Source organism: Dactylosporangium sp. NPDC051087 (assembly GCF_055586325.1).
This window is the reverse complement of sequence record NZ_JBVJIJ010000001.1, coordinates 208899-232287: the sequence shown is the minus strand read 5'-3', so window position 1 is coordinate 232287 and position 23389 is coordinate 208899. Positions and strand designations below refer to the sequence as shown.

Genomic DNA, 23389 nt, shown 5'->3' with positions numbered 1-23389 from the left:
TGGGCAAAAGGCTTTTGTTTTCTTCCCCCACAACGCCCCACATCTCACACTGGGACACCAGCTTGGCGACGGGTCTTCTGGCCTGGCTCCCCCCCCCCCCCCCCCCCCCCCCCACTACATCTCAGACGGCTCCGGCACCCGTGAGGGAGCGGGCCTCCAGCTCGGCGAACTTGTCCGGGTCGCGTTCCTTGCTGGTCAGCGCCCCGAGCGCGGCGAAGATGAACCCGATCGGGATCGAGATCAGGCCCGGGTTCTCCAGCGGGATCGGCGCCGCGGTGGTGCAGCTGAACAGCGCCGTCGGGTTGGAGACCGCCTTCGACGTCTGCTCCACGCCGCAGGTCTTCGCCTGCGCCGCGTTGAGGGTCGCCGGGGTGCGGGCGTCGCTGACGCCGCCCCAGGCGATCGGGCTCATGAGCACGATGCCGACGGCGGAGATCAGACCGGCGTAGATGCCCCACGTCGCGCCGCGGGTGTTGAACTTCTTCCAGAAGAGGGAGAAGAGGATCGCCGGCAGGTTCGCCGACGCGGCGATCGCGAAGGCGAGCGCCACCAGGAACGCGACGTTGAGGTTGCGGGCGAAGATGCCGAGCACGATCGAGACCGCGCCGATGACGAACGCGGAGTACCGGGCGACGACGACCTCCTGCCGCTCGGTGGTCTGGCCGCGCTTGATGACGTTGGCGTACAGGTCGTGCGCCAGGGAGGAGGACGACGCGAGGGTGAGCCCGGCGACGACCGCGAGGATGGTGGCGAAGGCGACGGCGGCGATGATGGCGAGCAGCAGTGAGCCGCCGAAGTCACCACCTAGGTAGCGCTTGCCGAGGGCCTCGGCGAGCTGTGGGGCCGCCGTGTTGCCGCCGGGGTCCTGGGCGAGGATGGCCTGCCGTCCGACGAGCGCCGCGGCACCGAAGCCGAGGGCGAGGGTCATCAGGTAGAAGACGCCGATGATGCCGATCGCCCAGACCACGCTCTTGCGGGCCGCCTTGGCGTTGGGGACCGTGTAGAAGCGGATCAGGATGTGCGGCAGGCCGGCGGTGCCGAGGACCAGGGCGAGACCGAGCGAGATCAGGTCGAGCTTGCTGGCGAGGGTCGCGGCGGCGTTTCCGGCGATGTCGCGGCCGTAGCGCAGGCCGGGCTGCAGGAACGATTCCGGCGGGGTCCGGCCGGACTTGGCGGCGGCCTCACCGAGCAGCGACGACAGGTTGAACTTGAACGCGGCGAACACCATCAGCGTCAGCAGCAGGGCGCCGAGCATGAGCATGAACGCCTTGACGATCTGGACGTAGGTGGTGCCCTTCATGCCGCCGACGGTCACGTAGACGATCATCAGCACGCCGATGAGGGCGATGGTGACGATCTTCGCGGCTTCCGCGCTCATGCCGAGGAACGTGTCGCCGGCCTTGATGCCGAGCAGCAGCGCGACGAGCGCGCCGGCGCCGACCATCTGGGCCAGGAGGTAGAAGATCGACACGATGATCGTGGAGATCGACCCGGCGGTGCGGACCGGCGCCTGACGCATCCGGAACGCGAGGACGTCGGCCATCGTGTAGCGGCCCGAGTTGCGCATGAGCTCGGCGACGAGCAGCAGCGCGACGAGCCAGGCGACGAGGAAGCCGATGGAGTACAGGAAGCCGTCGTAGCCGTTGAGGGCGATGATGCCGGCGATGCCGAGGAAGCTCGCCGCCGACATGTAGTCGCCGCCGATGGCCATGCCGTTCTGGAAGCCGGTGAAGGACCGGCCGCCGGCGTAGAAGTCGGCAGCGCTCTTGGTCTGCCGGCTGGCCCAGATGGTGATGGCGAGGGTGGCCGCGACCAGGACGACGAAGAGCGTGAGGGTCAGCGTCCGGGTGGTGGTCGCTCCCACCGCGAGGGTGATCCCGTTCATTCGGGGCTCCCTTCGATCTTGGCGCGCAGGTCGTCGGCGAGGGGGTCGACGCGACGGTCGGCGTAGCGGGTGTACAGCCAGGCGATGAGGAACGTCGACACGAACTGCAGCAGCCCGAAGATCAACGCGATATTGACGTGGCCGACGACCTTGGTGCTCATGAAGTCGCGGGCGTAGGCGGAGAGCAGCACGTACAGCGCGTACCAGACGAGGAACGCGGCGGAGACCGGGAAGACGAAGCGGCGCAGGGACCGGCGCAGCTCGGCGAACTCCGGGGTGTTGGCGACGGTGACGTACTTGTTGACGTCGTCCGTGCCGGTCGGCACCGGCGTATCGGTGCTCATGGGGGATCACCACCTGCCGTTTGGGGTGTGGGTACGGCGCACGGTAGGAACCCGCCGGGTGGGCGTGAAGATCCCTGGACGGGCCCGGCGGACCCCTGCGCCGAGCGGCAGGTTCGGTGCGCCGAGTGACAGCGGTCACACCGTTTACCGACGTTTATATCGAGGTGTACCGACCCCTGTGGTGGAGCAGGGGCTTCGCCACGATCTCCGTCAGGTGGACCCCGACGATCGTCGCCCTCACGAGCAACGACCAGCCGAACTGGTCGGCCCCGTCCAGGGTGCAGGCGGCCCACGGGTACCCACGCGGCACCGGGCCGAACTCGGTGTCCTCCCAGTCGCCGGTCGCGAACAGGCCGCCGGGCGCGGGCATCATCCCCGCGAACCGCTCGGCGAGCTGGTTGTCGCCCTCGGCGAGCGGCACGACGGCGAAGCGGCCGGCCGCCTCGGCGGCGGTCCACAGGCCGCTCTCGTCGTCGATCAGCCCGGCGACCCGGCCGGGGTCGCCGTCGGCGACCATCATCGAGGAGACGGTGAGCCCGGCCGGCCCGGCGGCCGTCCACAGGGTCACCGGGGCCGGCAGGCGCCCCCGCAGGCGGCGCAGCGGCGAGCGCTGGTCGTCCGGTGTGGCGAACGGATCCGACGCGTGGATACTCACCCGCCCATTGTGTGGCCTACCCCAGCTTCGGCGTGACCGCGACGAGCACCTCGGGGGCGCGGCGTTCGAGGAGGTTGCCGGCGAGGCGGGTGCCGACCCAGGCCAGCGCGAAGCCCCACACCAGTCCGACCGGCAGCAGCACCCAGGTCAGCCCGCCGGGGAGCAGGAAGAACGCGACGATCAGCGGCGCCGTCAGCACCCACGTGACGATCATGCTGACGAACGAGAGCATGCTCTTCGCGCTGCCCTGGCCGGTGTTCATGGCGAACGGGTTGGCGGAGTCCGGCATCGGGTAGGGCGCGAGCACCGACGTGATGCCGGCCGCGCCGACGGAGATGCCATAGCTGCACAACCCGATGCCGAGGGCGGCGGCGAGCTGGTCGGTGTGGCCGCTGAGCACCGACACGGCGACGGTCCCGGCGGCCAGCAGCGGGAAGGTGAGGATGCCGACGCCGATCGCGCGGGCGGCGAGCTCGATCTGGCCGGGCACGTTGGTGAGCATGTGCAGCGCATACGCGGTGCCGTCGTTGCCGAACTGGTTGACCAGGACCAGGCCGACGAACGCGCCGGCGAACATCAGCGACAGGATGAGGGCGCCGTCGCTCATGCCGATGCTCTGCCGCGCCGCCTCCTGCTCCTGCGCGCTGGAGCCGGTGCCGAAGCCGAACGTGAACGCGAACGGGATGACGACCGAAGCGGCGAGCAGCGAGATGAGGCTCGCCCGGCGGCGCGGGTCGCGGCCCCAGTAGCGGACCTCCCGGCCGACGAGCCCGGTGAACCGGCCGACCGGCAGCGACCGTACGACGGCGGGCAGGAACGCCCGGACGGGCTTGCCGTCCACGGCCTTCGCCTTCTTCGCCGCGGCGGCGGACGCGGTGCCGAGCATCGCGGACTCGATCGTCTGCAGCCACCACCACAGCAGCACCGCGACGCCGGCGACGCCGATCGCGAGGCGGGCGGCGGCGAGGTGCCAGTTGCCGTCGATCGCGTCGACGTAGGCGACGAACGGCGCGGCGAGCGGCGTCCAGGACAGGACCCCGCCGATCGTCGTGGCCTGCTTCGACTCGCCGTTCTCGACGAGGGCGAACACCAGCTGGAAGATCGGGTTGCAGGAGATGCCGGCGAGGGCGATGAGCAGCGCCGCCAGGTCGCGGACCTTCCGGGAGCGCAGCATGCCGGCGAACGCGCTGGTGACGGCGCGGCTCGCGGCGACGCACACGGCGAGCCCGACGGCGGCGCCGAGGACCGCGACGGCACCGGCACCGATGCCGCCGTCGGAGATCGCGCCGACGGTCGAGCCGAGCGCGGCGAGCAGCGTGACGACCGGCGGGATGCCGACGACGGCGGCGGCGAGCATGCCGAGGACCAGGGTGCGGCGCGGCACCGGCAGCAGCGCGAACCTGGCCGGGTCGAGGGTCTCGTCGACGCCGAAGAACAGCAGCGGCACGAGGACCCAGGCGAGGACGAGGGCGGTGCCGGCGAACGCGGCGAGCGTGGGCCGCAGCCCGGGATCGGCGACGCTGCTGCCGGCGAACACGGCCAGACCGACGAACGCCGCCCACAGGCCGAAGAAGATGCCGAGGATGAACAGCCAGATCCGCGACTTCTTGCCGCGCATCGTGTTGCCGAGGATGCGCAGTTTCAACCGGACGAAGTAGCTGACCTTCGGCTCGCCACCACGGATCGGCTCGGGCCGCGGCGCGAACACCCCGCCGGCCGGAACTGCCACACCGGCAGCCGCCGTCTCGACCGGCGCGGTCCGCGGCGACGGTACGTGCCGTTCGGCGCCGCGCGCGTCAGGGGTGTCAGGATTGTCAGGGATGTGCTGGGCGGGGATGCGCGGTTCGGCGGGCGGCTCGGGGGTCACAGCCACGACAGCTCCGCGCCGGTCGCGACGCGGCCGCCGACGACGTCGACGAACACGTCCTCGAGCTCCCGGCCGCCCTTCACCTGCTCGGTCGTGCCGACGACCTTGATCTGGCCGTCGGCGAGGATCGCGATGTGGGTGCAGAGCCGCTCCACGACCTCCATCACGTGGCTGGAGAAGATCACGGTGCCGCCGTTGCGCACGTACCGCACGAGGATGTCGCGGATCAGGGCACCCGAAACCGGGTCGACGGCCTCGAACGGCTCGTCGAGGACCAGCAGCCGCGGCGCGTGCAGCAGCGCGCAGGCCAGGCCGATCTTCTTCTTCATGCCCGCGGAGTAGTCCACGACGAGGGTGCGGCCGGCGTCGGCGAGGCCCAGGACGTCGAGCAGCTCGGCGGCGCGGGCGTCGATGACGTCCTGCGGCAGGCCGCGCAGCAGTCCGGTGTAGGCGAGCAGCTCGCCGCCGGTGAGCCGGTCGAACATGCGGGCCGAGTCGGTGAGCGCGCCGAGGCGGCGCTTCGCCTCGACGGGGTCGGACCAGACGTCGTGGCCGAGGACATAGGCGTGGCCGGCGTCGGGGCGCAGCAGCCCGACGGCCATCGACAGCGACGTCGTCTTGCCGGCGCCATTGGGGCCGAGGAGCCCGAAGAACGAGCCGGTCGGCACGTCGAGGTCGACGCCGGCGACGGCGACCTTCTGGTCAAAACGCTTGGACAGCCCCCGCAGCGCGAGAGCCGATGCAGGCTCACGATCCGTCACTTCTCGACCGTAGGTCACGCCCGCATCCCCCGCATCCCCCGCATCCCCCGCATCCCCCGCATCTTCGCTTACATGCGCAGCGCGTCCGGCGCGTGCAGGCGAAGCATGATCGCTCCGAGGTCCTTCGGCAAGCGTTGGCGGGTGAGCAACGACACCACGATCATGACCAGGAACGCCAGTGGCACGCTCCAGGCGGCCGGTTGGGTGGTCAGGACGCCCGCCCAGCCGGTCAGCGGCCCGCCGAGCACCGTGAGCAGCACCGCGGCGGCCGCGGCGCCACCACCGGCGACTATTCCGGCCGCCGCGCCGATCGCGGTCAGGCCCCGCCACCAGATGCCGAGGACGAGCAGCGGGCAGAAGCTCGACGCGGCGACGGCGAACGCCAGACCGACGACCTGCGACACGTCGAGGCTCGCGACGAACAGGGCGAGCAGCAGCGGCACCACGCCCGCCACCAGCGCGGAGCGGCGGAAGTCGCGGACCGACCCGTGCCCGAGCACGTCGGTGGACAGGACCCCGGCGACGCTGGTCAGCAGGCCGGAGGACGCGGACAGGAACGCGGCGAACGCACCGGCGGCGACGAGCGCGCTGAGCAGCTGGCCGGTGAGCCCGCCGCCGAGCGCCGCCGACGGCAGCAGCAGCACGACCGCGTCGGTGTTCCCGGTCATCAGCAGTTGCGGTGTGTACACGCGGCCGAGCACGCCGTACAGGGTCGGGGTCAGGTAGAAGACGCCGACCAGCCCGAGGACGACGAGCGTGGTGCGGCGGGCGGCGGCCCCGTCCGCGTTCGTGTAGAAGCGGACCAGGACGTGCGGCAGCCCCATCGTGCCGAGGAACGTGGCGAGGATCAGCGAGTAGGTCGCGAACAGCCCCTGCGAATGGTCGCCGGGCAGCAGCCACTCCATCGGTGAATCCTCGGAGACGGCGGCGACCTTCGGTACCGACGCGGCGGCCGCGAAATCGATGGCCGTTTCGGCGTCCGCGACGTGCTCGCCGACCGTGAGCAGCACGGCGCCGTCCACGGCCGCCCCGTCCAGCCGGCCGTGCGCGGTGACCTGCGTCTGCACGGTCACGATCAGCCGGGTGGGGTGGTCGACGGTGACCGTGGTCGCGACCGGGAACGTGGGGCCGTCCGGCGCGGTCAGGGCCGGCCGGCCGTCGGACTGCCACTGCATGAGCAGGAAGACGAAGGGCACCGCCAGGGCGGTCAGTTTCAGCCAGTACTGGAACGCCTGCACGAACGTGATGGACCGCATCCCACCGAGCGCCACGTTGAGGGTCACGACGACGCCGACGAGGAGGGCGCCGAGCGCGTACGGGGCACCGGTCACCGTCTGCAGGGTCAGGCCCGCGCCCTGCAGCTGCGGCACGAGGTAGAGCCAGCCGATGAACATGACGAACGCGGTCGCCAGCTTCCGCAGCCGCTTCGAGCGGAGCCTGACCTCGCAGAAGTCCGGGAGGGTGAACGCCCCGGAGCGGCGCAGCGGGGCGGCGACGAACAGCAGCAGCGCCAGGTAGCCGGCGGCGAACCCGACCGGGTACCAGAGCACGTCGACGCCGTGCTTGAGGATGAGCCCGGCGACGCCGAGGAAGCTCGCCGCCGACAGGTATTCGCCGCTGATCGCCGCCGCGTTCCAGGTCGGGCTGACCATGCGGGACGCCACCAGGAAGTCCGACGTCGTGCGGGCGAAGCGCAGCCCGTACAGGCCGATGGCGACCGTGACCAGGGTGACCGCGATGACCGCCGGCAGCGCGTAGTCACTCATGACCGTGCTGCGACCTGTCCTCGACCAGGGCGACGAACTCGGCCTCGTTGCGTTCGGCGAGCCGCACGTACGCGTAGCCGACGGCGAACAGGAACGGGTAGGCGGCGACGCCGAGCAGCAGCCACGGCACCGAGATCCCGAACAGGTGCGCGCTGCCGACGGCGGGAGCGGCGGCGAACAGCAGCGGCAGCCCGCCCAGCGCGACCGCGACGACCGCGGCGAGCCGCACCGCGACGGCCAGCTGGGCGCGCACCAGCCCGCGGGCGAGGGCGGCCCCGACCGGGCTCTGCTCCTCGAGCTCGGCGCGGGTGCGCGCGGGGTCGATCGGGGCGCGGGCGACGTCACCGAGCACCACGCGGACCCGTTCGGTCGGTGGCTGCATGTCCCGCAGTCTCGCAATGAGCGTGAAACAAGTGCAAGGGCCGACGTCCCCCGTTGAACGTCGGCCCTCGGCTTCTTCAGTAGCGCCGGTAGCAGGGGTAGCTCTGCGCGAAGACCGGCTCGGGCACGATCCGGCGGGCCTCGGCGCGGCCGATGTTCCAGCCGCGCCAGTCGTCGGCCTCGTGCACGTCGCGGGAGATCTCCGACAGCGCGCACTCGCGGGCCCCGGCGGGCAGCTTGTCGAGCGCGGGCGCGGCGTCCGCGGACAGCGTCGACAGGTACCAGACGTCGGTGTTGTTGTTGGCGAACCTGGCGACGTTCTGCTCGGCGATGAACCGGTCCGGGTTCAGCACCGCGAGCCCCAGCAGCGTGACGACCCACAGGGCGACCGCCGCCCGCGGCAGCCACCGGGTCACCGGCACCACCCCGGCCACCATGATCAGGACGATGACGCCGCCGAGCCACAGCTCGAACGCGCTGACCAGGACGCGGAGCCGGCTGAAGCCGTACGCCTGCTCGTAGACGTTCATGCGCCACAGCGCGGAGACCACGACGACGAGCGCGCCGAGCGACAGCAGGCCCAGCAGCACGCGCAGCAGCACCCGGTCGCGGGTCGTCTCCCGGGACGCCTTGCGCACCGCGACAGCGATCACGACGAGCGTGAGCAGCGTGACGACGAGCAGCTGCCAGAAGCCCTTCCTCGCGTAGTCGGCGAACGTGAGCCCGGCGGTGCGCATCACGTAGTCGTGGTCGCCGAAAAGGACCGCGACCTGCACGCCGACGAAGATCCCGAAGACGGCGAGGACGGCACCGACGGGGACGACCCACTCGTACCAGTGCACCGTCCGGACGTCGCGTGGCCTGCCGTCACCGATCGTGGACGGGCTGTGCAGCAGATAGGCCCCGCCGAACGTGAGCCAGGCGGCGACAGTGCCGACGAACGCCCAACGGAACGGTGTGACCGGCGACAGGTCGGGCAGGATCGCCTGCACGATGCTGTCGAACGCGGCGTCGGCGCTGGCGAACAGCGCCCCGAACACGACGAGCAGCAGCAGGCCGAGGCCGATCGAGGCGAGCACCCGCGCCGCGCCGGACGTGCCCTCCTTCGCCCGCGCCCTGGCCATCCCCCAGCGGACCCACGGCAGCGCCCGGAAACCGGCGATCGGCAGGTTGAGCAGGGCCATGAACACCGCCGGGACCCGCCGCCCGGCGCCGACGGCGAGCGCGACGCTGCCGAACGCGGCGAGGACGCACAGCGCGAACAACCAGCCCGCGGCCCGGAACACGCCCACGGACAGCAGCGCCACGGTCGCGACGCTCCAGCAGGTCGCTTCGACCGCGCTGGTGCCGCGCCGCTGCGGATCCATGCGCAGCAGCACGACGAGCAGGGCGCCGACGAGCGCGAGCCCCGCGACCGGCCAGCCGATGCCGGGACGGTCCAGCGGCAGGGCGGCGGCCGCGACCACCGCGACGACGAGACCACCGATCAGGACCTCGGGGCCGGCGGCGACGCTGCGGGCCGGCCAGCGCAGCTGGAACGGGGTCGGGTTCGGCGGGCCCAGCCTGACCGGGCTGAGCAGCGCGGGATTGGGCACCGGCCGCGGGGGCGGCTGCTGCGACTGGGGCGGTGCGAGCGTGGCGACGCCTCCCTGCGGCCCGGGCTGCCCGAGCTGCGGCTGCCGTACCGTTTGCGGGCCTTGTTGCGGGGGCTGCGGCGGGCGCGGTGGTTGCGGGTTGTGTGGTCCGGGTGGGGCCGGTTGCTCTGCCGGTGCGGGGCTCGTGGGACGGTCGGACTCCGCGGGCACTTCGGGCACCGGGGGGCTTGGCCGGCCGTCGGGCGGTTCGAAGGTCGAGGGCGACATGTCGGACTCCGGAGGGTATGAGGATCCGCGCGTCCGGCGAAGGCCGGACACGTACTTGAAGAACGTGTGGATCAGACGGGCAGGGTGACCCGGATGCGACATCCGGCGACGCCGTCGGGCTGGTCGATGACCGCGATCGTGCCGTCGTGCAGCTGGATGAACCACTGGGCGATCGCCAGCCCGAGCCCGGTGCCGCCACCGGACGCGCGGGCACCGCGGGTGAACCGCTCGAACACCCGCTCACGCTCAGCGCGCGGGATGCCGGGGCCCTCGTCGGCGACCTCGATCATCACCTGGTCGCCGTCGCGGCGGCCGATGATGGTGACGGTCCCGCCCTCGGGGCTGTGCCGGGTGGCGTTGTCGACCAGGTTGGTCAGGACGTGGTGCAGCCGCGCCCGGTCGGCACTGACCAGGGCGTTCTCCGGGAAGGCGCAGGACAGGTATTCGACCTTGTAGCCGGCGGCGGTCGCCTTGACCTCCGCCTCGGCGACCACCTCGATCAGCAGGTCCTCGACCCGGAAGTCCTCCTTGTCCAGCGGGATCACGCCCGCGTCGAGACGGGAGAGGTCGAGCAGCTCGGTGACGAGCCGGCCGAGCCGTTCGGTCTGGGCGAGCGCCGTGCGCAGCGTCGCCTGGTCCGGTTGGACGACACCGTCGACGACGTTCTCCAGGACGGCCTGCACGGCCGAGATCGGGGTGCGCAGCTCGTGCGACACGTTGGCGATGAGCTCGCGCCGCTGCTGGTCGGCCGCGGCGAGCTCGGCGGCCATCTGGTTGAACGCCACGGCGAGCTGGCCGACCTCGTCCTTGGAGGTGGCGCGGACCCGCACCGAATAGTCGCCGCGGGACATCGCCTGCGCGGCGGCGGTCATGTCCCGCAGCGGCGACGTCACGCCACGGGCGAGGATCTGGGAGGTGAGCAGCCCGACCGTCAGCGCGATCTCCGTCGTCGTCGGCGGGATCCAGCCGATGCCGACCCAGAAGACCCCGAGACCGGCGCCGGCGGACGCGACGAGCAGCACCGCGAGCTTGAGCTTGATCGAGCGCAGCGGGTCGAGCGGGCGGGGCAGCAGGTCCAGGAAGTTCTTCATGTGGTCTCCAGGGCGTAGCCGACCCCGTGGACGGTCCTGATCAGGTCGGACCCGAGCTTGCGGCGCAGCGCCTTGATGTGGCTGTCGACGGTGCGGGTGCCGGACGCGTCCGCCCACCCCCACACCTCGGCCAGGAGCCGCTCCCGCGGCAGCACCGTCCGGGGCCGGGTCGCGAGGTTGACCAGCAGGTCGAACTCGGTCGGCGTCAGGTGCGCCTCGACGCCGCCCCGGCTGACCCGCCGCTGCGCCCGGTTGATCTCGAGGTCGCCGAGGACGATCGGCGCCGCGTCCGGCTCCGGCTGGGCCGCCGCCAGCCGCTCCAGGCGGCGCAGCAGCACGTGGACCCGGGCGGCGAGCTCCCGCATCGAGAACGGCTTGGTGATGTAGTCGTCGGCGCCGACCGCCAGCCCGACGAGCATGTCGGTCTCGTCGTCACGGGCGGTGAGCATGAGGACCGCGACAGGTCGCTCCGCCTGGATGCGCCGGCAGACCTCGAGACCGTCGAACCCGGGCAGCATCACGTCCAGGACGACCAGATCCGGGCGCAGCAGTTTGGCGGCCGCGACCGCCGACGGGCCGTCGTGTGCCTGGTCGACCGCGAAGCCCTCGGCGCGCAGCCGGGCCGCGATCGACTCGGCGATCATCCGCTCGTCGTCGACGACGAGGACCTTCCGCCGCTCACCGGTGCCCACTGCGCTCATGCCAGCAGCGTATTGGGTAGATGCGAGGGGCAACGGTGCGTGATGTGGAGGAGTCGTGAAGACCTATGACCATGATTTGGCGGCGCGCACCAGACGGTCCTTCAGCTCCCGGGTGTGCCGGCGGCTGACCGGCAGCTCGCGGTCGTCGAGCACCACCACATAGCCCGTGTTCGTCATGCGCAGCTCGGTGATGAGTTTCAGCTGTACCAGGAACGAACGGTGCACCCGCACGAACCCGGCGTCCGCCCAGCGCTCGGCGAGCGTGGCCAGAGAGACGCGGACCAGGTGAGAGGCGTCTGCGGTGTGCAGCCGGGCGTAGTCGCCCTGCGCCTCGACCCACCGGACCGCAGAGCGCGGCAGCATCCTGGTCGTCCCGGCCAGCTCCACCGGGATCGTCGGGTCGTCCTGGCGGTCGCGGCGCCCGGCGACCGACGGGTGCGTCGGCACGAGCCGCGCCGCGAGGACCCGGCGCAGCGACTCGGCGATCCGGTCGGCGCGGACCGGTTTGCGCACGTAGTCGGCGACCCCGAGGTCGAACGCCTCGGCGGCGCGGTCGTCGTACGCGGTCACGAACACCACGGCGGGCGGCTTGGCGAACCTGCCGAGGACCCTGGCCAGCTCCATCCCGTCGAGGCCGGGCATGCGGATGTCGAGGAACACGGCGTCGACGTCGATGTCCCGCAGGACGCGCAGCGCCTCGGTCGCGTCGCCGGCCGTGTGGAGGCGGCCGACGCGGGGGTCGGCGCGCAGCAGGTACGCGAGCTCGTCGAGGGCGGGGACCTCGTCGTCGACGGCGAGGACACGCAGGAACCCGGTCTGCTGCTCGACGGGACTGCCCTGGCCGACGATCTGGCCGCTGACACTCCGGTTCGTTCCGGTCATTGGCTGCTCCGCACTCCGGTCTTCATTGACTGCTCCGGACTCCGGTCCTCATTGGCTGCTCCGCACTCCGGGGTGGAACTTCGGGACCCGCATGCTGACCTTCGTGCCCGCGTCGGGGGCCGTCTCGACCACGACGCCGAACCCGTCGCCAAAGACCGACCGTAGACGTTCATCGACGTTGCGCAACCCGACGTGCTGCCCGGCGTCGGTGGTGTCGTCGGCGCTGAGCAGTACAGCAGGATCCATCCCGACCCCGTCGTCCTCCACGGTGATGTGACACTCCGCGCCGGCGTCCCTGGCCACGATGCTGATCGTGCCCATTCCCGGCTTCCGCGACAACCCGTGCCGGACCGCGTTCTCCACCAGGGGTTGCAGGCACAGGAACGGCAACGTCACCGGCAGGACCTCAGGGGCGATCTGCAGCCGTACCTGCAGCCGCTCCCCGAACCGGGCCCGTTCGATCGTCAGATAGCGGTCGATGGATCGCAGCTCCTCGGCGAGCGTGGTGAACTCCCCGTGCGCCCGGAACGAGTACCGCGTGAACTCGGCGAACTCGAGGATGAGCTCCCGGGCGAGCTCCGGGTTGGTCCGGACAAAACTCGCAATAGCCGTCAACGCGTTGTAGATGAAGTGCGGGCTGATCTGCGCCCGCAACGCCCTGACCTCGGCCCGGGCCAGTCTCGCCTTTGACGTGTCGAGCTCGGCGAGCGCCAGCTGCGTCCCCACCCACCGCGCGGTCTCGGCGGTGGCCTGCACCAGCCCGGGCGCCGGCGGCCCGTCGGACAGCGCGACCAGCGCCCCTTCCCGCTGCGCGAGCGGCACGACGACCGCCCCACGGACGGGGCAGTCGACGAGGTCACAGGGCAGCTCGTCGCTGCCGAGCACGGTGGACCGCCCGGCGGTGACGGCCTTCGCGGCGGCGGCCGCGACCTGCTCCCGGTGATGCTCCCCCGCCCCGTCGAACGCCAGCACCACGACCGCGTCGGTGACCGCGATCCCGGCCGCCCCGGTCAGCGTCCGCAGATGCCTGACCGCCTTGCCCGCCCCGACCTCGGTCAACCCGTTGCGCAGCGGCTCGGCGGCCAGCGCCGCGATGTGGAGCACGTCGTAGGTGGCCCGCTGCGCCGCGGTGGCGATCGCCCGCCGGGACCGCAGCCTGACCACGGCCCACACCGCTCCGGCAAGCGCCACCGCCAGCCCCACGACCGCGATCCCAGCGGCAAGGTTCCCACCCACGCGCTCATCCTGGACGCTGTCCCAGCCACCGCGCCAGAGCCCCACCGCCCGCCCCACCACAACCGGCGATCCGCCGCCGGCCGCCATCGATCGGTGGCCTGTGTCAACGCCGTCCCCCAGCACGAGCGGGCACCACCGCGCGACCACGGCCGCACAAGGTCTTCCGGATCATGCCGACCCAACCCCGACGCCCGCCGGCAGACGACCAACCGACCGGCCGAGCGGCGCACAGGCGGGCAGCCGCACGGCGAGCAGGCAGGCGGACGAGCGAACGGGCGAGCGGCAGCCAGGCAAGCGAGCCGGCAAGCGGTAAGGCAGGCGCGCGAGCTGGACAGGCAAGCAGTGATGCGCGCGAACGGTGAGACGCGCAGGCGCGCGAGCGAGCGGCCGGGGACAAGCGGCGAGGCAGGCAAGCGCGCGAGCGGCAAGCGGGGGCAGGCGCGCGAGCCGGCAGGCGCGCAGTGAGTCGCGCTGGCGCGCGAGCGAGCGGCAGGGGACGTGCGCCGAGGCAGGCGAGCGAACGGGCGGGGCGGCGAGGCAGACGGGCGGGGTCACAGTCAGGCGGCCGAACGGCGCCCAGCCCCCGGGATGCCGCGCGCACGCGCCCTAAGCTGCCGCGCCCCAGCGCAGGCAGTGCGCCACGCAGTGGCGCATGGGGGTGCGGGTGGGAACCCCCGCTCCGGCGACCCCGGAGCCGGGGAATTTCAGTAGGCGCCCTTACGGAACACGACGACGCCGATGGTGCGCCAGAGGGTGTGGAGGTCGAGGACCAGGGACCAGTTGTCCACGTAGTAGAGGTCCAGGCGGACCGCGTCGTCCCAGGAGAGGTCGCTGCGGCCGCTGACCTGCCACAGGCCGGTGATGCCGGGGCGGACGAGGAGGCGGCGGCGCACGTCGCCGAGGAAGTCGCCGTCGTCGGCGGGCAGGGGGCGGGGGCCGACGAGGGACATCTCGCCGGCGAGGACGTTGAGGATCTGGGGGAGCTCGTCGATCGAGGTGGCGCGCAGCCACTTGCCGACCTTGAAGATGCGCGGGTCGTTCCTCATCTTGAAGAGCAGGCCGTCGCTCTCGTTGTGCTCGTCGAGGGTGGCCTGGCGTTCTTCGGCGTCGACATACATGGTGCGGAGCTTCCAGACCTTGAACATCTTGCCTTCGCGGCCGATGCGGGGCTGGCGGAAGAAGATCGGGCCGGGGTCGGAGAGCTTGATGGCCAGGGCCACGATCGGGAAGAAGGGCAGGACGACCAGCAGGGCGATGAGGGCCAGGACCCGGTCGATGACGTTCTTGAGGACCCAGCCGATGCCGGAGAGCTTGGGCTCTTCCACGTACAGCAGCGGGATGCCCTCGATGGGCCTGATGTGCACGCGTGGGCCGGCGATGTCGGTGAGCTGCGGGGCGACGGCCAGGTCGATGCCCGTCCCTTCGAGCTGCCAGGCGAGGCGGCGCAGCTCGACGGGCTCGGCGCTGGCGGAGCCGCAGACGGCGATCGTGTCGGCGTTGAGCTCGCGGACCAGGGAGAGGATGTCGCGGCCGGCGTGCACGGGCACGGGGGTGACGGTGCTCGGGCGCGGTGCGTAGCCCTCGGTGAGGTGGATGCCGACGGGGACGAGGCCGGCGGCGGGGTCGCGGGCGATCGCCTGGTGCACCTCGAGCGCTTCCTGCAGGGTGCCGATGAGCAGGAGGCGGTGGGTGGCGAGGCTGTACCTGGTCCGCACGTGCTGCAGGACGCGCCGGGCGAGATAGCGCAGGACCAGCACATAGAGCAGGCCGCCGACGAGCGCGGCGCCGACCGAGGTGCGGGAGACCGGGGTCTTGGTGGCGAACGCGGCGAAGGCGACGATCGCGACGACGGTCCAGGAGGCGCGGACGACGCGTTTGAACTCGTCGGTGCCGGTGCCGAGATAGCGGCGGTCGTAGGCGCCGTGGCCCCAGAGGACGAGCAGCCAGACGGCCGGCAGGGCGCCGAACGTGATCGAGGTCCACAGGCCGGGGGCCTTTTCGAAGATCTCGTTGGTCTTGGTGTCGAGGAAGGTCCTGGCGGTGACGCTGGCCATGACGCACGCGAGGGTGTCGAGCAGCAGCAGGATCGCCGCATACGGGCGGTGCCAGCGGGACACTCTGCGGGCGCGCTGCCAGCCGGAGCGGGGCACGCCGTTGGGGCCGAGGGGGGTGAGCGCGTGCTCGGGAAGGATCTCGAAGCTGTCAAGCTCACCCAAGGTCGATCTCCGGATCGGCGGGGTGGCCGGACGTTGGAGACTAGCGGTCACCTGAGTGTGTCCTCTCGCACCACGATCCGGGGATCAGGGCGCTCAACTGCTCGACCGGGTGGGTTGTGGTCGCCGACGGCAAGGACACCCGATCGCACGCGAGAAGTGTCCCATGTTGGCTCGGGCAACTGACGACGACCGGCCGAGACTAGTTGCTCAACGTGTTGGCTGTCGAGTGCACTGGCGTGGGCCGGACAGAACTCCGCGTGACAATCACCCCGAGTAGCGCACCTCCCACCAAACAGGCTAGAAGGGGCAGGACGCTGCCGAGTGGTGGCTGCCACGTTCCCCCGATCGGGTTAAGCCCTTCGTTGATTCCGCGCTGGAAGCGGGTCATGACGCGGGCGAGGGCGTAGACGTGCAGCGGCACGGTCAAAAGGATCAACCCGAGGAGTCGGCGCCGGGCGGTCAGCCACGCTTCGTAACGGTCCGTGAACCCGGCGAGGAGGACCACGCCGACACCGAGCGGCATGACGTAACGGCCGTGAGCGAAGTGGCCGACCTTGGGCGCGAAGTAGAGCTCCAGGGCGACCAGCAGGACCAGGGAGCCGAGACCGGCGGCCAGGATGCCGACGCGCAGAGCGGCGGGTCCGAACCACAGCGCGGGCACGACCAGCAGGGCGACCAGCAGGTACCAGAGCCCGATCATGCCGATGGACACCGTGGTCTCGCCGTAGCCGAACTGGCCGACGATCTGCCGGACCCAGAACTCGGCGCGGGCGTCGGCGATGTCGCGCAGGATCGCGCCGCTGGTCGTGGCGGCGATGTCCCGGCCGGGGTCGACGGCGTCGGTCCGGGACGCGGCGAGGGTCCAGAACGCCGCGAACGCGAGTCCGCCCGCGGCGGGCAGCCAGAGTGCCCGGGACCTGGGCCATGAGCGGGTCACGAACAGCGACACGGCCAGTACCGCGGCCGCGAAGAAGGGACCGAGATCTCTGGTCGTGATGAGCAACGCCGCGGCGACCCCTGCCGCGGGCCAGTGTTTGCGCAGGACGGCGACATAGAGCAGGACTGCGGCGCTGATCTCCAGGCCGTTGGGGTTGATCGCGCCGGCGAGGTCGAGCAGCATCGGCGTCGCGGCGAGCACGACCGCGGCCCGTAGCAGCCCCGTCCCGGCCAGCGCGAACGCCGCAGCGAGCAGCAGCGCCGACAGGGCGGCCGACAGCAGCCGGGACCAGATCAGCCCGGACTCGGTGGGGGAGATCCGCAGCGGCAGCCCGACCAGGGCGTAGTAGACGGGGCTGTACCGGGCGGCCGCGCTCGGCTGCAGGACGGTGGAGCGGTCGTCGGTGAACGTCAGGCAGGACGCCGGCTTGTACGCGGGCTTGTCGATCCACGTGCAGTCGGCGTCGGCCGGCAGCAGGCTGCGCGGGCCGGTGAACGCGTTCGTGTCGTTGCCGCTGGCGTCCAGCGCGCGGTCGTGCGGCAGCCACTGGCCGGTCCACACCGCCCACGCCCGGATGAGGTGCTGCTTCTCGTCGTAGGTGCCGTTGGTGGGCAGGGCGAGCGCCCACGCCGCGCCGAGCAGGAAGAAGCCGACGAAGGCGATCAGGAAGGCACGGCGCACCGGGTCAGCGTACGAGCTTCGACAACCGCCGGTCGGCCAAGGGTTTCCCGCCGGTCTGGCAGGTGGGGCAGTACTGCAGCGACGTGTCGGCGAAGGAGACCTCGCGGACGGTGTCGCCGCAGACGGGGCAGGGCAGCCCGGTGCGCGCGTGCACGGCGAGGCCGGAGCGCTTCTCGGACTTCAGCGTCGCGGCCTTCTGCCCGACCGAGCGGGTGACCGCGTCGGTCAGCACGGCCCGCGTCGCGGCGTGCAGGGTCGCCATCGTCTCGTCGGTGATGCGGTTGGTCAGCGCGAACGGGGACATCTTGGCGGCGTGCAGGATCTCGTCCGAATACGCGTTGCCGACCCCGGCGATCACCGTCTGGTCGGTGAGGACGCCCTTGATCTGCCCTTTGCGGCTGCGGATCGCGGCCGCGAACTCGTCGGTGCTGACCGCGAGGACGTCCGGGCCGAGCCGGGCGATGCCGGGGACGAGCCTGACGTCGGACACGAAGTAGGCGGCGAGGCTCTTCTTCGTGCCGGCCTCGGTGAGGTCGAAGCCGGACTCGTCGTCGAGCCGCACCCGCACCGCGATCGGGCCGGAGCCGGGCTTGAGCGGGGTCTTGGCGTTGAACGACTCGCGATAGTGCAGCCAGCCGGCACGGGCGAGGTGGGTGACGAGGTGCAGGTCGTCGCCGACGTGGATGTCGAGGAACTTGCCGTAGCGGGACGCGCCGGTCAGCGGCAGGCCGGTCGCGGCGGTGATCGGCGGGTCGAAGGTCTTCAACGCGCTCAGCGACGGGACCTCGATGCGGTCGATGGCGTGGCCGGCGGCGCGGTCGCGGAGGAACGCGGCGAGCGCTTCGACCTCGGGAAGCTCGGGCACCCGTCCAGTCTGCCTCAAGTAGTCTTTTCCCGTCATGAAGGTCGTTGTCGCGCACAATCGCTACGCGTCCGGCGCACCGTCCGGTGAGAACGTCATCGTCGACGCCGAGATCGCGCAACTGTCCACGGCCGGGGTGTCGGTGCTGCCGTTCCTGCGCAGCTCCGACGAGATCGGCACGTTCTCCAAGGCGCAGAAGGTGCTGCTGCCGCTGTCGCCGATCCGCAACGGCGACTCGCAGCGCGCGCTGGAAAAGCTGATAAAAGCGGAAAAGCCGGATGTGTTGCATCTGCACAATCCGTATCCGCTCTTGTCGCCGTGGGTGGTCCGGACCGCCCACGCTGCGGGTGTACCGGTCGTGCACACGGTCCACAACTACCGGCAGGTGTGTGCGCCCGGCCTGTACTTCCGCGACGGGCACATCTGCACCGAGTGCCGGGGCAAGGCGTTCCCGCTGCCGGCGATCAGGCACGCCTGCTACCGGGACTCGAAGGCGCAGTCGGCGGTGATGGCGGCGACGCTTGCCGTGCACCGGGGCACGTGGCGGGGCGTGGACCGGTTCATCGCGCTCACCGACCGGATCGCCGATCATCTCCGGGACTTCGGCATCCCGGATGCGCACATCACGGTCAAACCAAACGGCATTCCGGACACCGGCGCGGCGACCGGACCCGGCAAGGGCTTCCTGTACGCGGCGCGCCTGTCCCCCGAGAAGGGCCTAGAGCTCGTCCTGGACGCATGGCAGCGACACGAGGACGGCTCGCTCGGGCCGCTGCGCATCATCGGCGACGGGCCCCTCCGGCCGCTCGCCGAGGCCGCCGCGGCGAACAGGTCCGACATCTCGTATCTGGGTGTCCTGCCCAACGCCGAGGTGCGCGCCCAGATCGGCGCCGCGGCGTGCGTGATCGCGGCGTCGACGTGGCACGACACGCTGCCGACGATCGTGCTGGAAGCGTTGTGCGCCGGCCGTCCGGTGCTTGTCACCGACCGGGGCGGGCTGCCGTTCCTCACCGGTGACGCGGGCTGGGTCGTCGATCCCGACGCCGCCGCGCTCGCCGACGGGCTGGCGAAGGCGCACGGCGGGGCCTCGGGGCTCACGACCGCGGCGCGGCGGCGGTATGAGGAGCACTTCTCCCCCGATGTGCTCACCGAGCGGCTGATCGACGTCTACCGCAGCGTCCTTCGGTGACGCGGCGGGCCGGCTGGGTCACGGCCGGGATCCTGGCCGTCGGCCTGATCGCCGGCGCCGTCGAGCTCGTCGTCGACGACAGCTTCTCCGCCGCCGCCCTGGCCCTGGTCGCCGGCCTGATCGCGGGCGCGGTCGGGGTGCTTGCCGGGTCACTGGTCCGGGCCGCCGACCCCCGCGGGCTCGCCCTCGGTGCGGTGTTCGCACTGCAAGGGGTGCTGAGCTGGACGTATACCAACACCGGCGCCGTCGTGTGGAGCCTGTTACTGCTGTCCGGTGTGTTGATGCTCTTCTGGTTCCGGCCGGTCTCTCCCGTCGCATTGCGGTCGGGTGCCGCCTGGCTCGGCGTGTCCTACCTGCTCATCGGCGCGCTCGGGGCGCTGCTCGTGATGAAGCCCGAGATCGCAGTGCAGCGCGTGCTGTATGCCGGATATTTCGGACTTGTTGTGCTCGCTGTATTCGCCTTCCGCGGAGTTTTCGCACGGCTCACGCTCGGAATCGCCGTCGCGTTCCTCGGCACCGTCGCCGTGCTGTTCCTGGCGGGCTCGGGCAACGTGTTCACCGCCCCGCACGTCGTGCCCGACACGCCGTGGGGACGCGGGTTCGAATACCGCTTCTGGGGCGCGTCGTGGCTGCTCGACCATCCCAACGCGATGGCCTGCATCGCCGGGCTGGCCGCGATCCGCATCGGCGCCGATCTCGGTCTGCCGGCCTGGCAGCGGCTGGGCTCGGTCGCGACCGCCGCGCTGGTCCTGTGCACCAGCGATTCGCGCACCGGGTTCCTGCTCATGCTGATCTCGACGCTGGTGTTCCTCGTGTACGGCCGGCGCCAGGCGCTCGTCCCCGTGGCCGCCCTCGCTCTGGTACTGGTGTTCAACGGCCCGTCGTTCCTGGTCAAGGAGCGGTACGGCGACGACGCCGGAGTCAGCAGCGGCCGGGTCGAGACCTGGCGGCAGGTCGAGTCCGACTGGCGGCGCGACAGCCTCACCGAGAAGCTGCTCGGCAACACCCGCGACGCCAGGGCCACCGTCTACCGGGCCAGCAGCGGCGCCGACATCAAGCTGACCGTGGACAACGCGCCGCTCGCCGCGCTGCGCAAGGCCGGCGTGGTGGGCGTCGCCGCCTTCCTCACCGGCCTCGGCCTGCTGCTGTGGAACGTGTGGCGCCGCCGCCGGGACGCCGACCCGTGGCTCGTCGTCCTGCTGCCCGGCGCCCTGTTCACGATGATCACCAACGAGTGGCTGATCGGCGGGACGGGCGGCACGCTGTGGCTGCTGCTGCTCGCCGGCGAGGCCGCCCTGCTGCTCAGTCGACCCAGCGCGCCGGCTGCTGCACCGTGACCTGCTTGCCGTAGTCCGCGAACTCGACGGTGACCGCGGCCTCCGTGACCTTGCCCAGGTCTTCGTAGAAAGGCGTCTTGTAGACGACCTTCGTGACCTTGCCGGCCACGACGGTTGCCTCGCCGGCGGTGACCGCTGGGGGCGACGCGGCCGGTCCGTTTGACGCGTGCTGGATCGTGAAGCGGTACACGCCCGGTGACGCCTCGGTGACCGTGCCGACCTTCGACAGGTTCTGCAGCAGCTGGGCCGGGTCGCCGGACACGGTGAACGGGTCGTCGCCGAGGCCGCTGAACGTGAGCGCGTCGTGCCTGCCGTCGTTCTGGCGCTTCCAACCGCCGGAGCCGTCGCCGATGAACCGTACGCCGCTGACGAGCCGCTGCTCGCTGCCGTCGCCGTAGTGCAGGACGCCGGTGGTGGTCGCCGGGTCGAACTCGCCCTTCGCGGTCCGGGTGACGGTCGCCACCATGCTGATCGTGAACGCGTAGCTGGTCGACCCGCTGGCGGTGACCGCGGCGGCCAGCCGCAGCCGGGGCGTCTCCTGCTGCTCGCTCTGCTGTGCCACCACGCCCGGTGTGGCCGCCGGTGGCCGCAGCTCGACGGCGCCGGCGGCGACCGCGGCGAGCCCGGCGACCCCCGCGACCGCCATGGCGGTGACGCCGGCCAGGGTCGCGGTGCGGCGCCGCCTGGCCCGCCGGCCGCGCTCCAGCAGGACACGGGTCGGCGCCGGCGAGCCCGGCTCGCGGTCCACCATGTCGTGCAGCTGATCCTTCAGATGCTGGTCGATGCTCATATGGCTCACCTGGTTCCGTTTTCGGCGGGTGTACGGAGGAAGGCGCGCAACTTGGCGAGCGCCCGGGCGTTCTGGCTCTTGACCGTGCCGACGGAGCAGCCGAGGATGCCGGCGATCTCCGCCTCGGACAGGTCTTCGTAGTGCCGCAGCACGACGACCGCCCGCTGCCGGGGCGCCAGCGCCAGCAGCGCGTGCCGGAGCACGTCGGTGTCGGGGTGCCGGTCGGCGGACCGGTCGGGCGAGTCCGGCGGCTCCGCGACGAGCCGCTCCCGGCGCAGCCGGCGCCACAGCGACACGTTGCCGTTGGCGAGCATGCGGCGCAGATAGGCGTGCGGGTCGTCGGCGCGGGCCAGCCGGCGCCACCGCTCGTAGATCCTGACCAGGCAGTCCTGGAGCAGGTCCTCAGCGCGGTGCCGGTCGCCGGTGAGCAGGATGGCCAGCCGGAGATGTCGCTGCCAGGCGACCTCCACGAAGGCCACGTAGCTGGCGTCGGTGTCTTCCACGGCCCCTAGCACGTCTGGGGGGCGCGAAAGGTTGCTCAGGCGCTCTGCGTCGCGTCCAGTCTCGGCGACGGTGCGGGTGCCTGCGGGCCTACGGACTTGAGCGCGTAGGCGTACAGCAGCACCATGCAGACGAGTCCGGTGGCCGAACCGGTGAGCAGCCCCCACGCCGCCCCCTGCAGACCCTGGCTCGCGCCGACCGACAGGCCGGTCAGGGAGACCGTCGCGAAGACCACGTACTGCACGAACAGCATCCTGGCCCGGTGCATCCCGCGCATCGCGGCCGTGAACGGCACCTGGAGCAGATACACGGCACCCTGCAGCGCGATCGGCAGTGCGAGCGGCGCGGCCTCGGCGAACTTGCCGGTCGACTCCAGCACCCACGACACCAGCGGCCACACGATGACGACCATCAGCGTGCCCAGCACCGCGAAGGCGATCGCGAGCTGCCGGGTCTGGCGGCGCAGCGTGGCGGCGGCGTCGGCCCCCTCGGCGCCGGGCTTCGCCGCGTCGGCGGCCGCCCGGGATGCCCGGGGCACGAGCAGCCCCTGGATCGCCGCCACCAGGTTCTGCACGGGCTGCAGCTGCACGGTCTGCACGAACCGCAGGTTACCGAGGTCGATCTTCGACAGCTTGCCGGCGACGAGGAAGCTGATCGACAGGACCTGCACCTGGGCGACGATCGCGGTGGCGGTGAACCAGCCGGACAGGTGCCTGGTCTCGGCGAGCCACGCCTTGGGGTTGCCCCGCCATGGCACCCGGCGCTCGCGCAGCAGGTACACGGTGGCGCCGGCGGTCGCGCCGATCCCCCACGCGGCGAGCAGCCCGCCCGCGCTCTCGTTGCCGGTGAGGATCAGGGCGATGATCACGACGCCCTGGGTGCCGGCCCAGACGAGGTCGATGCCGAGCGCCTTGTCGGGCCTGCGGTCGGCGAGGTAGTCGCAGCGGGCCGTGTCGTGCAGCATCAGCGGCACCATGAACGGCACCAGCCAGATCAGCTCGTCGAGATCGATGTTGCCGTCGTGCGGCCAGGAGAGCCACAACACGACGAACACGACCATCGTGGTCACACCGGAGCAGAACGCGGTCGTCAGCCCGTTGCGGATCAACCGGCCGCGGTGCTCGCCCTCGAACCGTGAGGCGAGAGCGAGCAGCACGTCACCGACGAACGCCCGGTTGAGGTACATCGAGAAGTAGCCGACGCTCAGCGCGAGAGCAAGCGCGCCGAACTGGTCCTTGGGCAGCAGGATGCCGCCGAGCAGCGTGTTCGCCGCGTTGGCGGTCGCGATGACGACCTGGTCGAGCAGGCCGGCACCGACGAAACGGGACGCGACACGAAACGCCTGCATACGGCGGCGGCGTGATGGCGGCTGGTCGGTCACCCTCGACGGCCACGGTCGCGAACGAGCTTCACGACGTGCACCATACGTGACCTGCGGGTGACGA

The 23389-nt window shown here is 71.6% G+C and carries 20 protein-coding genes; 2 read left to right on the top strand and 18 right to left on the bottom strand.

Translation table 11 applies throughout. The features are described 5' to 3' along the window. Positions 1-121: 121 nt before the first annotated feature. The 15 genes from ACZ6TV_RS01045 to ACZ6TV_RS00975 form a co-directional block, all read right to left on the bottom strand. Positions 122-1885, bottom strand: coding sequence for a solute symporter family protein (locus tag ACZ6TV_RS01045; RefSeq protein ID WP_465293979.1), 1764 nt, complete (start codon positions 1883-1885; stop codon positions 122-124). After that, on the bottom strand, positions 1882-2229 hold the full coding sequence (locus ACZ6TV_RS01040; RefSeq protein ID WP_465293977.1) for a DUF485 domain-containing protein: 348 nt from the start codon (positions 2227-2229) through the stop codon (positions 1882-1884). The genes ACZ6TV_RS01045 and ACZ6TV_RS01040 overlap by 4 nt, the downstream gene beginning before the upstream one ends. Positions 2230-2383: 154 nt before the next feature. Further along, positions 2384-2884, bottom strand: a complete 501-nt coding sequence (locus ACZ6TV_RS01035) for a flavin reductase family protein (RefSeq protein WP_465293975.1) — start codon at positions 2882-2884, stop codon at positions 2384-2386. A 16-nt stretch (positions 2885-2900) separates the two neighbouring features. Then, positions 2901-4757 carry an ABC transporter permease gene (locus ACZ6TV_RS01030; protein WP_465293973.1) on the bottom strand — a complete coding sequence of 619 codons (1857 nt, stop codon included), beginning with the start codon at positions 4755-4757 and terminating at the stop codon, positions 2901-2903. Beyond that, positions 4748-5512, bottom strand: coding sequence for an ABC transporter ATP-binding protein (locus tag ACZ6TV_RS01025; protein ID WP_354777173.1), 765 nt, complete (start codon positions 5510-5512; stop codon positions 4748-4750). The genes ACZ6TV_RS01030 and ACZ6TV_RS01025 overlap by 10 nt, the downstream gene beginning before the upstream one ends. Positions 5513-5580: 68 nt before the next feature. Further along, positions 5581-7278 carry a sodium/solute symporter gene (locus ACZ6TV_RS01020; RefSeq protein ID WP_465293970.1) on the bottom strand — a complete coding sequence of 566 codons (1698 nt, stop codon included), beginning with the start codon at positions 7276-7278 and terminating at the stop codon, positions 5581-5583. Further along, complete coding sequence (locus ACZ6TV_RS01015; protein WP_465293968.1) at positions 7271-7660, bottom strand: hypothetical protein; 390 nt, start codon at positions 7658-7660, stop codon at positions 7271-7273. Before ACZ6TV_RS01015 ends, ACZ6TV_RS01020 begins: the two co-directional genes overlap by 8 nt. A gap of 76 nt (positions 7661-7736) precedes the next feature. Next, complete coding sequence (locus tag ACZ6TV_RS01010) at positions 7737-9254, bottom strand: DUF4153 domain-containing protein (RefSeq protein WP_465293966.1); 1518 nt, start codon at positions 9252-9254, stop codon at positions 7737-7739. 338 nt (positions 9255-9592) lie between these two features. Then, the gene (locus ACZ6TV_RS01005) at positions 9593-10612 is read right to left on the bottom strand and encodes a HAMP domain-containing sensor histidine kinase (RefSeq protein WP_465293964.1); all 1020 of its coding nucleotides are present in this window, start codon (positions 10610-10612) and stop codon (positions 9593-9595) included. Next, a complete protein-coding gene (locus ACZ6TV_RS01000) occupies positions 10609-11313 on the bottom strand; it encodes a response regulator transcription factor (RefSeq protein WP_465293962.1) in 705 nt (234 codons plus the stop codon). The genes ACZ6TV_RS01005 and ACZ6TV_RS01000 overlap by 4 nt, the downstream gene beginning before the upstream one ends. Positions 11314-11376: 63 nt before the next feature. Then, a complete protein-coding gene (locus ACZ6TV_RS00995) occupies positions 11377-12195 on the bottom strand; it encodes a LytR/AlgR family response regulator transcription factor (protein ID WP_465293960.1) in 819 nt (272 codons plus the stop codon). A gap of 48 nt (positions 12196-12243) precedes the next feature. After that, positions 12244-13431 (bottom strand): sensor histidine kinase, encoded by a 1188-nt coding sequence (locus ACZ6TV_RS00990; protein WP_465293958.1) that lies wholly within the window; start codon positions 13429-13431, stop codon positions 12244-12246. A gap of 704 nt (positions 13432-14135) precedes the next feature. After that, complete coding sequence (locus ACZ6TV_RS00985; RefSeq protein ID WP_465293956.1) at positions 14136-15647, bottom strand: sugar transferase; 1512 nt, start codon at positions 15645-15647, stop codon at positions 14136-14138. 199 nt (positions 15648-15846) lie between these two features. Further along, on the bottom strand, positions 15847-17265 hold the full coding sequence (locus ACZ6TV_RS00980) for a DUF2142 domain-containing protein (RefSeq protein WP_465293952.1): 1419 nt from the start codon (positions 17263-17265) through the stop codon (positions 15847-15849). A gap of 4 nt (positions 17266-17269) precedes the next feature. Next, complete coding sequence (locus ACZ6TV_RS00975) at positions 17270-18130, bottom strand: Fpg/Nei family DNA glycosylase (RefSeq protein ID WP_465293950.1); 861 nt, start codon at positions 18128-18130, stop codon at positions 17270-17272. A 34-nt stretch (positions 18131-18164) separates the two neighbouring features. On the opposite strand from ACZ6TV_RS00975, the gene ACZ6TV_RS00970 reads away from it, so the two are divergent. Further along, positions 18165-19316, top strand: coding sequence for a glycosyltransferase family 4 protein (locus ACZ6TV_RS00970; RefSeq protein ID WP_465293948.1), 1152 nt, complete (start codon positions 18165-18167; stop codon positions 19314-19316). Continuing rightward, on the top strand, positions 19313-20653 hold the full coding sequence (locus ACZ6TV_RS00965) for a hypothetical protein (RefSeq protein ID WP_465293946.1): 1341 nt from the start codon (positions 19313-19315) through the stop codon (positions 20651-20653). Before ACZ6TV_RS00970 ends, ACZ6TV_RS00965 begins: the two co-directional genes overlap by 4 nt. Here the strand turns inward: ACZ6TV_RS00965 and ACZ6TV_RS00960 are convergent. Genes ACZ6TV_RS00960 through ACZ6TV_RS00950 form a run of 3 tightly spaced genes read right to left on the bottom strand, consistent with a single transcriptional unit; the run spans position 20619 to position 23292 of the window. Next, positions 20619-21443, bottom strand: a complete 825-nt coding sequence (locus ACZ6TV_RS00960) for a hypothetical protein (protein WP_465293944.1) — start codon at positions 21441-21443, stop codon at positions 20619-20621. The two genes, ACZ6TV_RS00965 and ACZ6TV_RS00960, sit on opposite strands and share 35 nt — an antisense overlap. 5 nt (positions 21444-21448) lie before the next feature. Then, entirely contained in the window at positions 21449-21946 is a 498-nt protein-coding gene (locus ACZ6TV_RS00955) for a SigE family RNA polymerase sigma factor (RefSeq protein WP_465293942.1), read from the bottom strand. Positions 21947-21981: 35 nt separating this feature from the next. After that, positions 21982-23292, bottom strand: a complete 1311-nt coding sequence (locus ACZ6TV_RS00950; RefSeq protein WP_465293940.1) for an MATE family efflux transporter — start codon at positions 23290-23292, stop codon at positions 21982-21984. Positions 23293-23389: the final 97 nt, after the last annotated feature.

Bases quoted from the DNA above. Each gene is read 5' to 3' on its own strand.
- ACZ6TV_RS01015 (WP_465293968.1), bottom strand. From the start codon at position 7,660: ATGCAGCCACCGACCGAACGGGTCCGCGTGGTGCTCGGTGACGTCGCC.
- ACZ6TV_RS01000 (WP_465293962.1), bottom strand. From the start codon at position 11,313: ATGAGCGCAGTGGGCACCGGTGAGCGGCGGAAGGTCCTCGTCGTCGAC.
- ACZ6TV_RS01040 (WP_465293977.1), bottom strand. From the start codon at position 2,229: ATGAGCACCGATACGCCGGTGCCGACCGGCACGGACGACGTCAACAAG.
- ACZ6TV_RS00995 (WP_465293960.1), bottom strand. From the start codon at position 12,195: ATGACCGGAACGAACCGGAGTGTCAGCGGCCAGATCGTCGGCCAGGGC.
- ACZ6TV_RS00950 (WP_465293940.1), bottom strand. From the start codon at position 23,292: ATGCAGGCGTTTCGTGTCGCGTCCCGTTTCGTCGGTGCCGGCCTGCTC.
- ACZ6TV_RS00970 (WP_465293948.1), top strand. From the start codon at position 18,165: ATGAAGGTCGTTGTCGCGCACAATCGCTACGCGTCCGGCGCACCGTCC.
- ACZ6TV_RS01005 (WP_465293964.1), bottom strand. From the start codon at position 10,612: ATGAAGAACTTCCTGGACCTGCTGCCCCGCCCGCTCGACCCGCTGCGC.
- ACZ6TV_RS01045 (WP_465293979.1), bottom strand. From the start codon at position 1,885: ATGAACGGGATCACCCTCGCGGTGGGAGCGACCACCACCCGGACGCTG.
- ACZ6TV_RS01020 (WP_465293970.1), bottom strand. From the start codon at position 7,278: ATGAGTGACTACGCGCTGCCGGCGGTCATCGCGGTCACCCTGGTCACG.
- ACZ6TV_RS00960 (WP_465293944.1), bottom strand. From the start codon at position 21,443: ATGAGCATCGACCAGCATCTGAAGGATCAGCTGCACGACATGGTGGAC.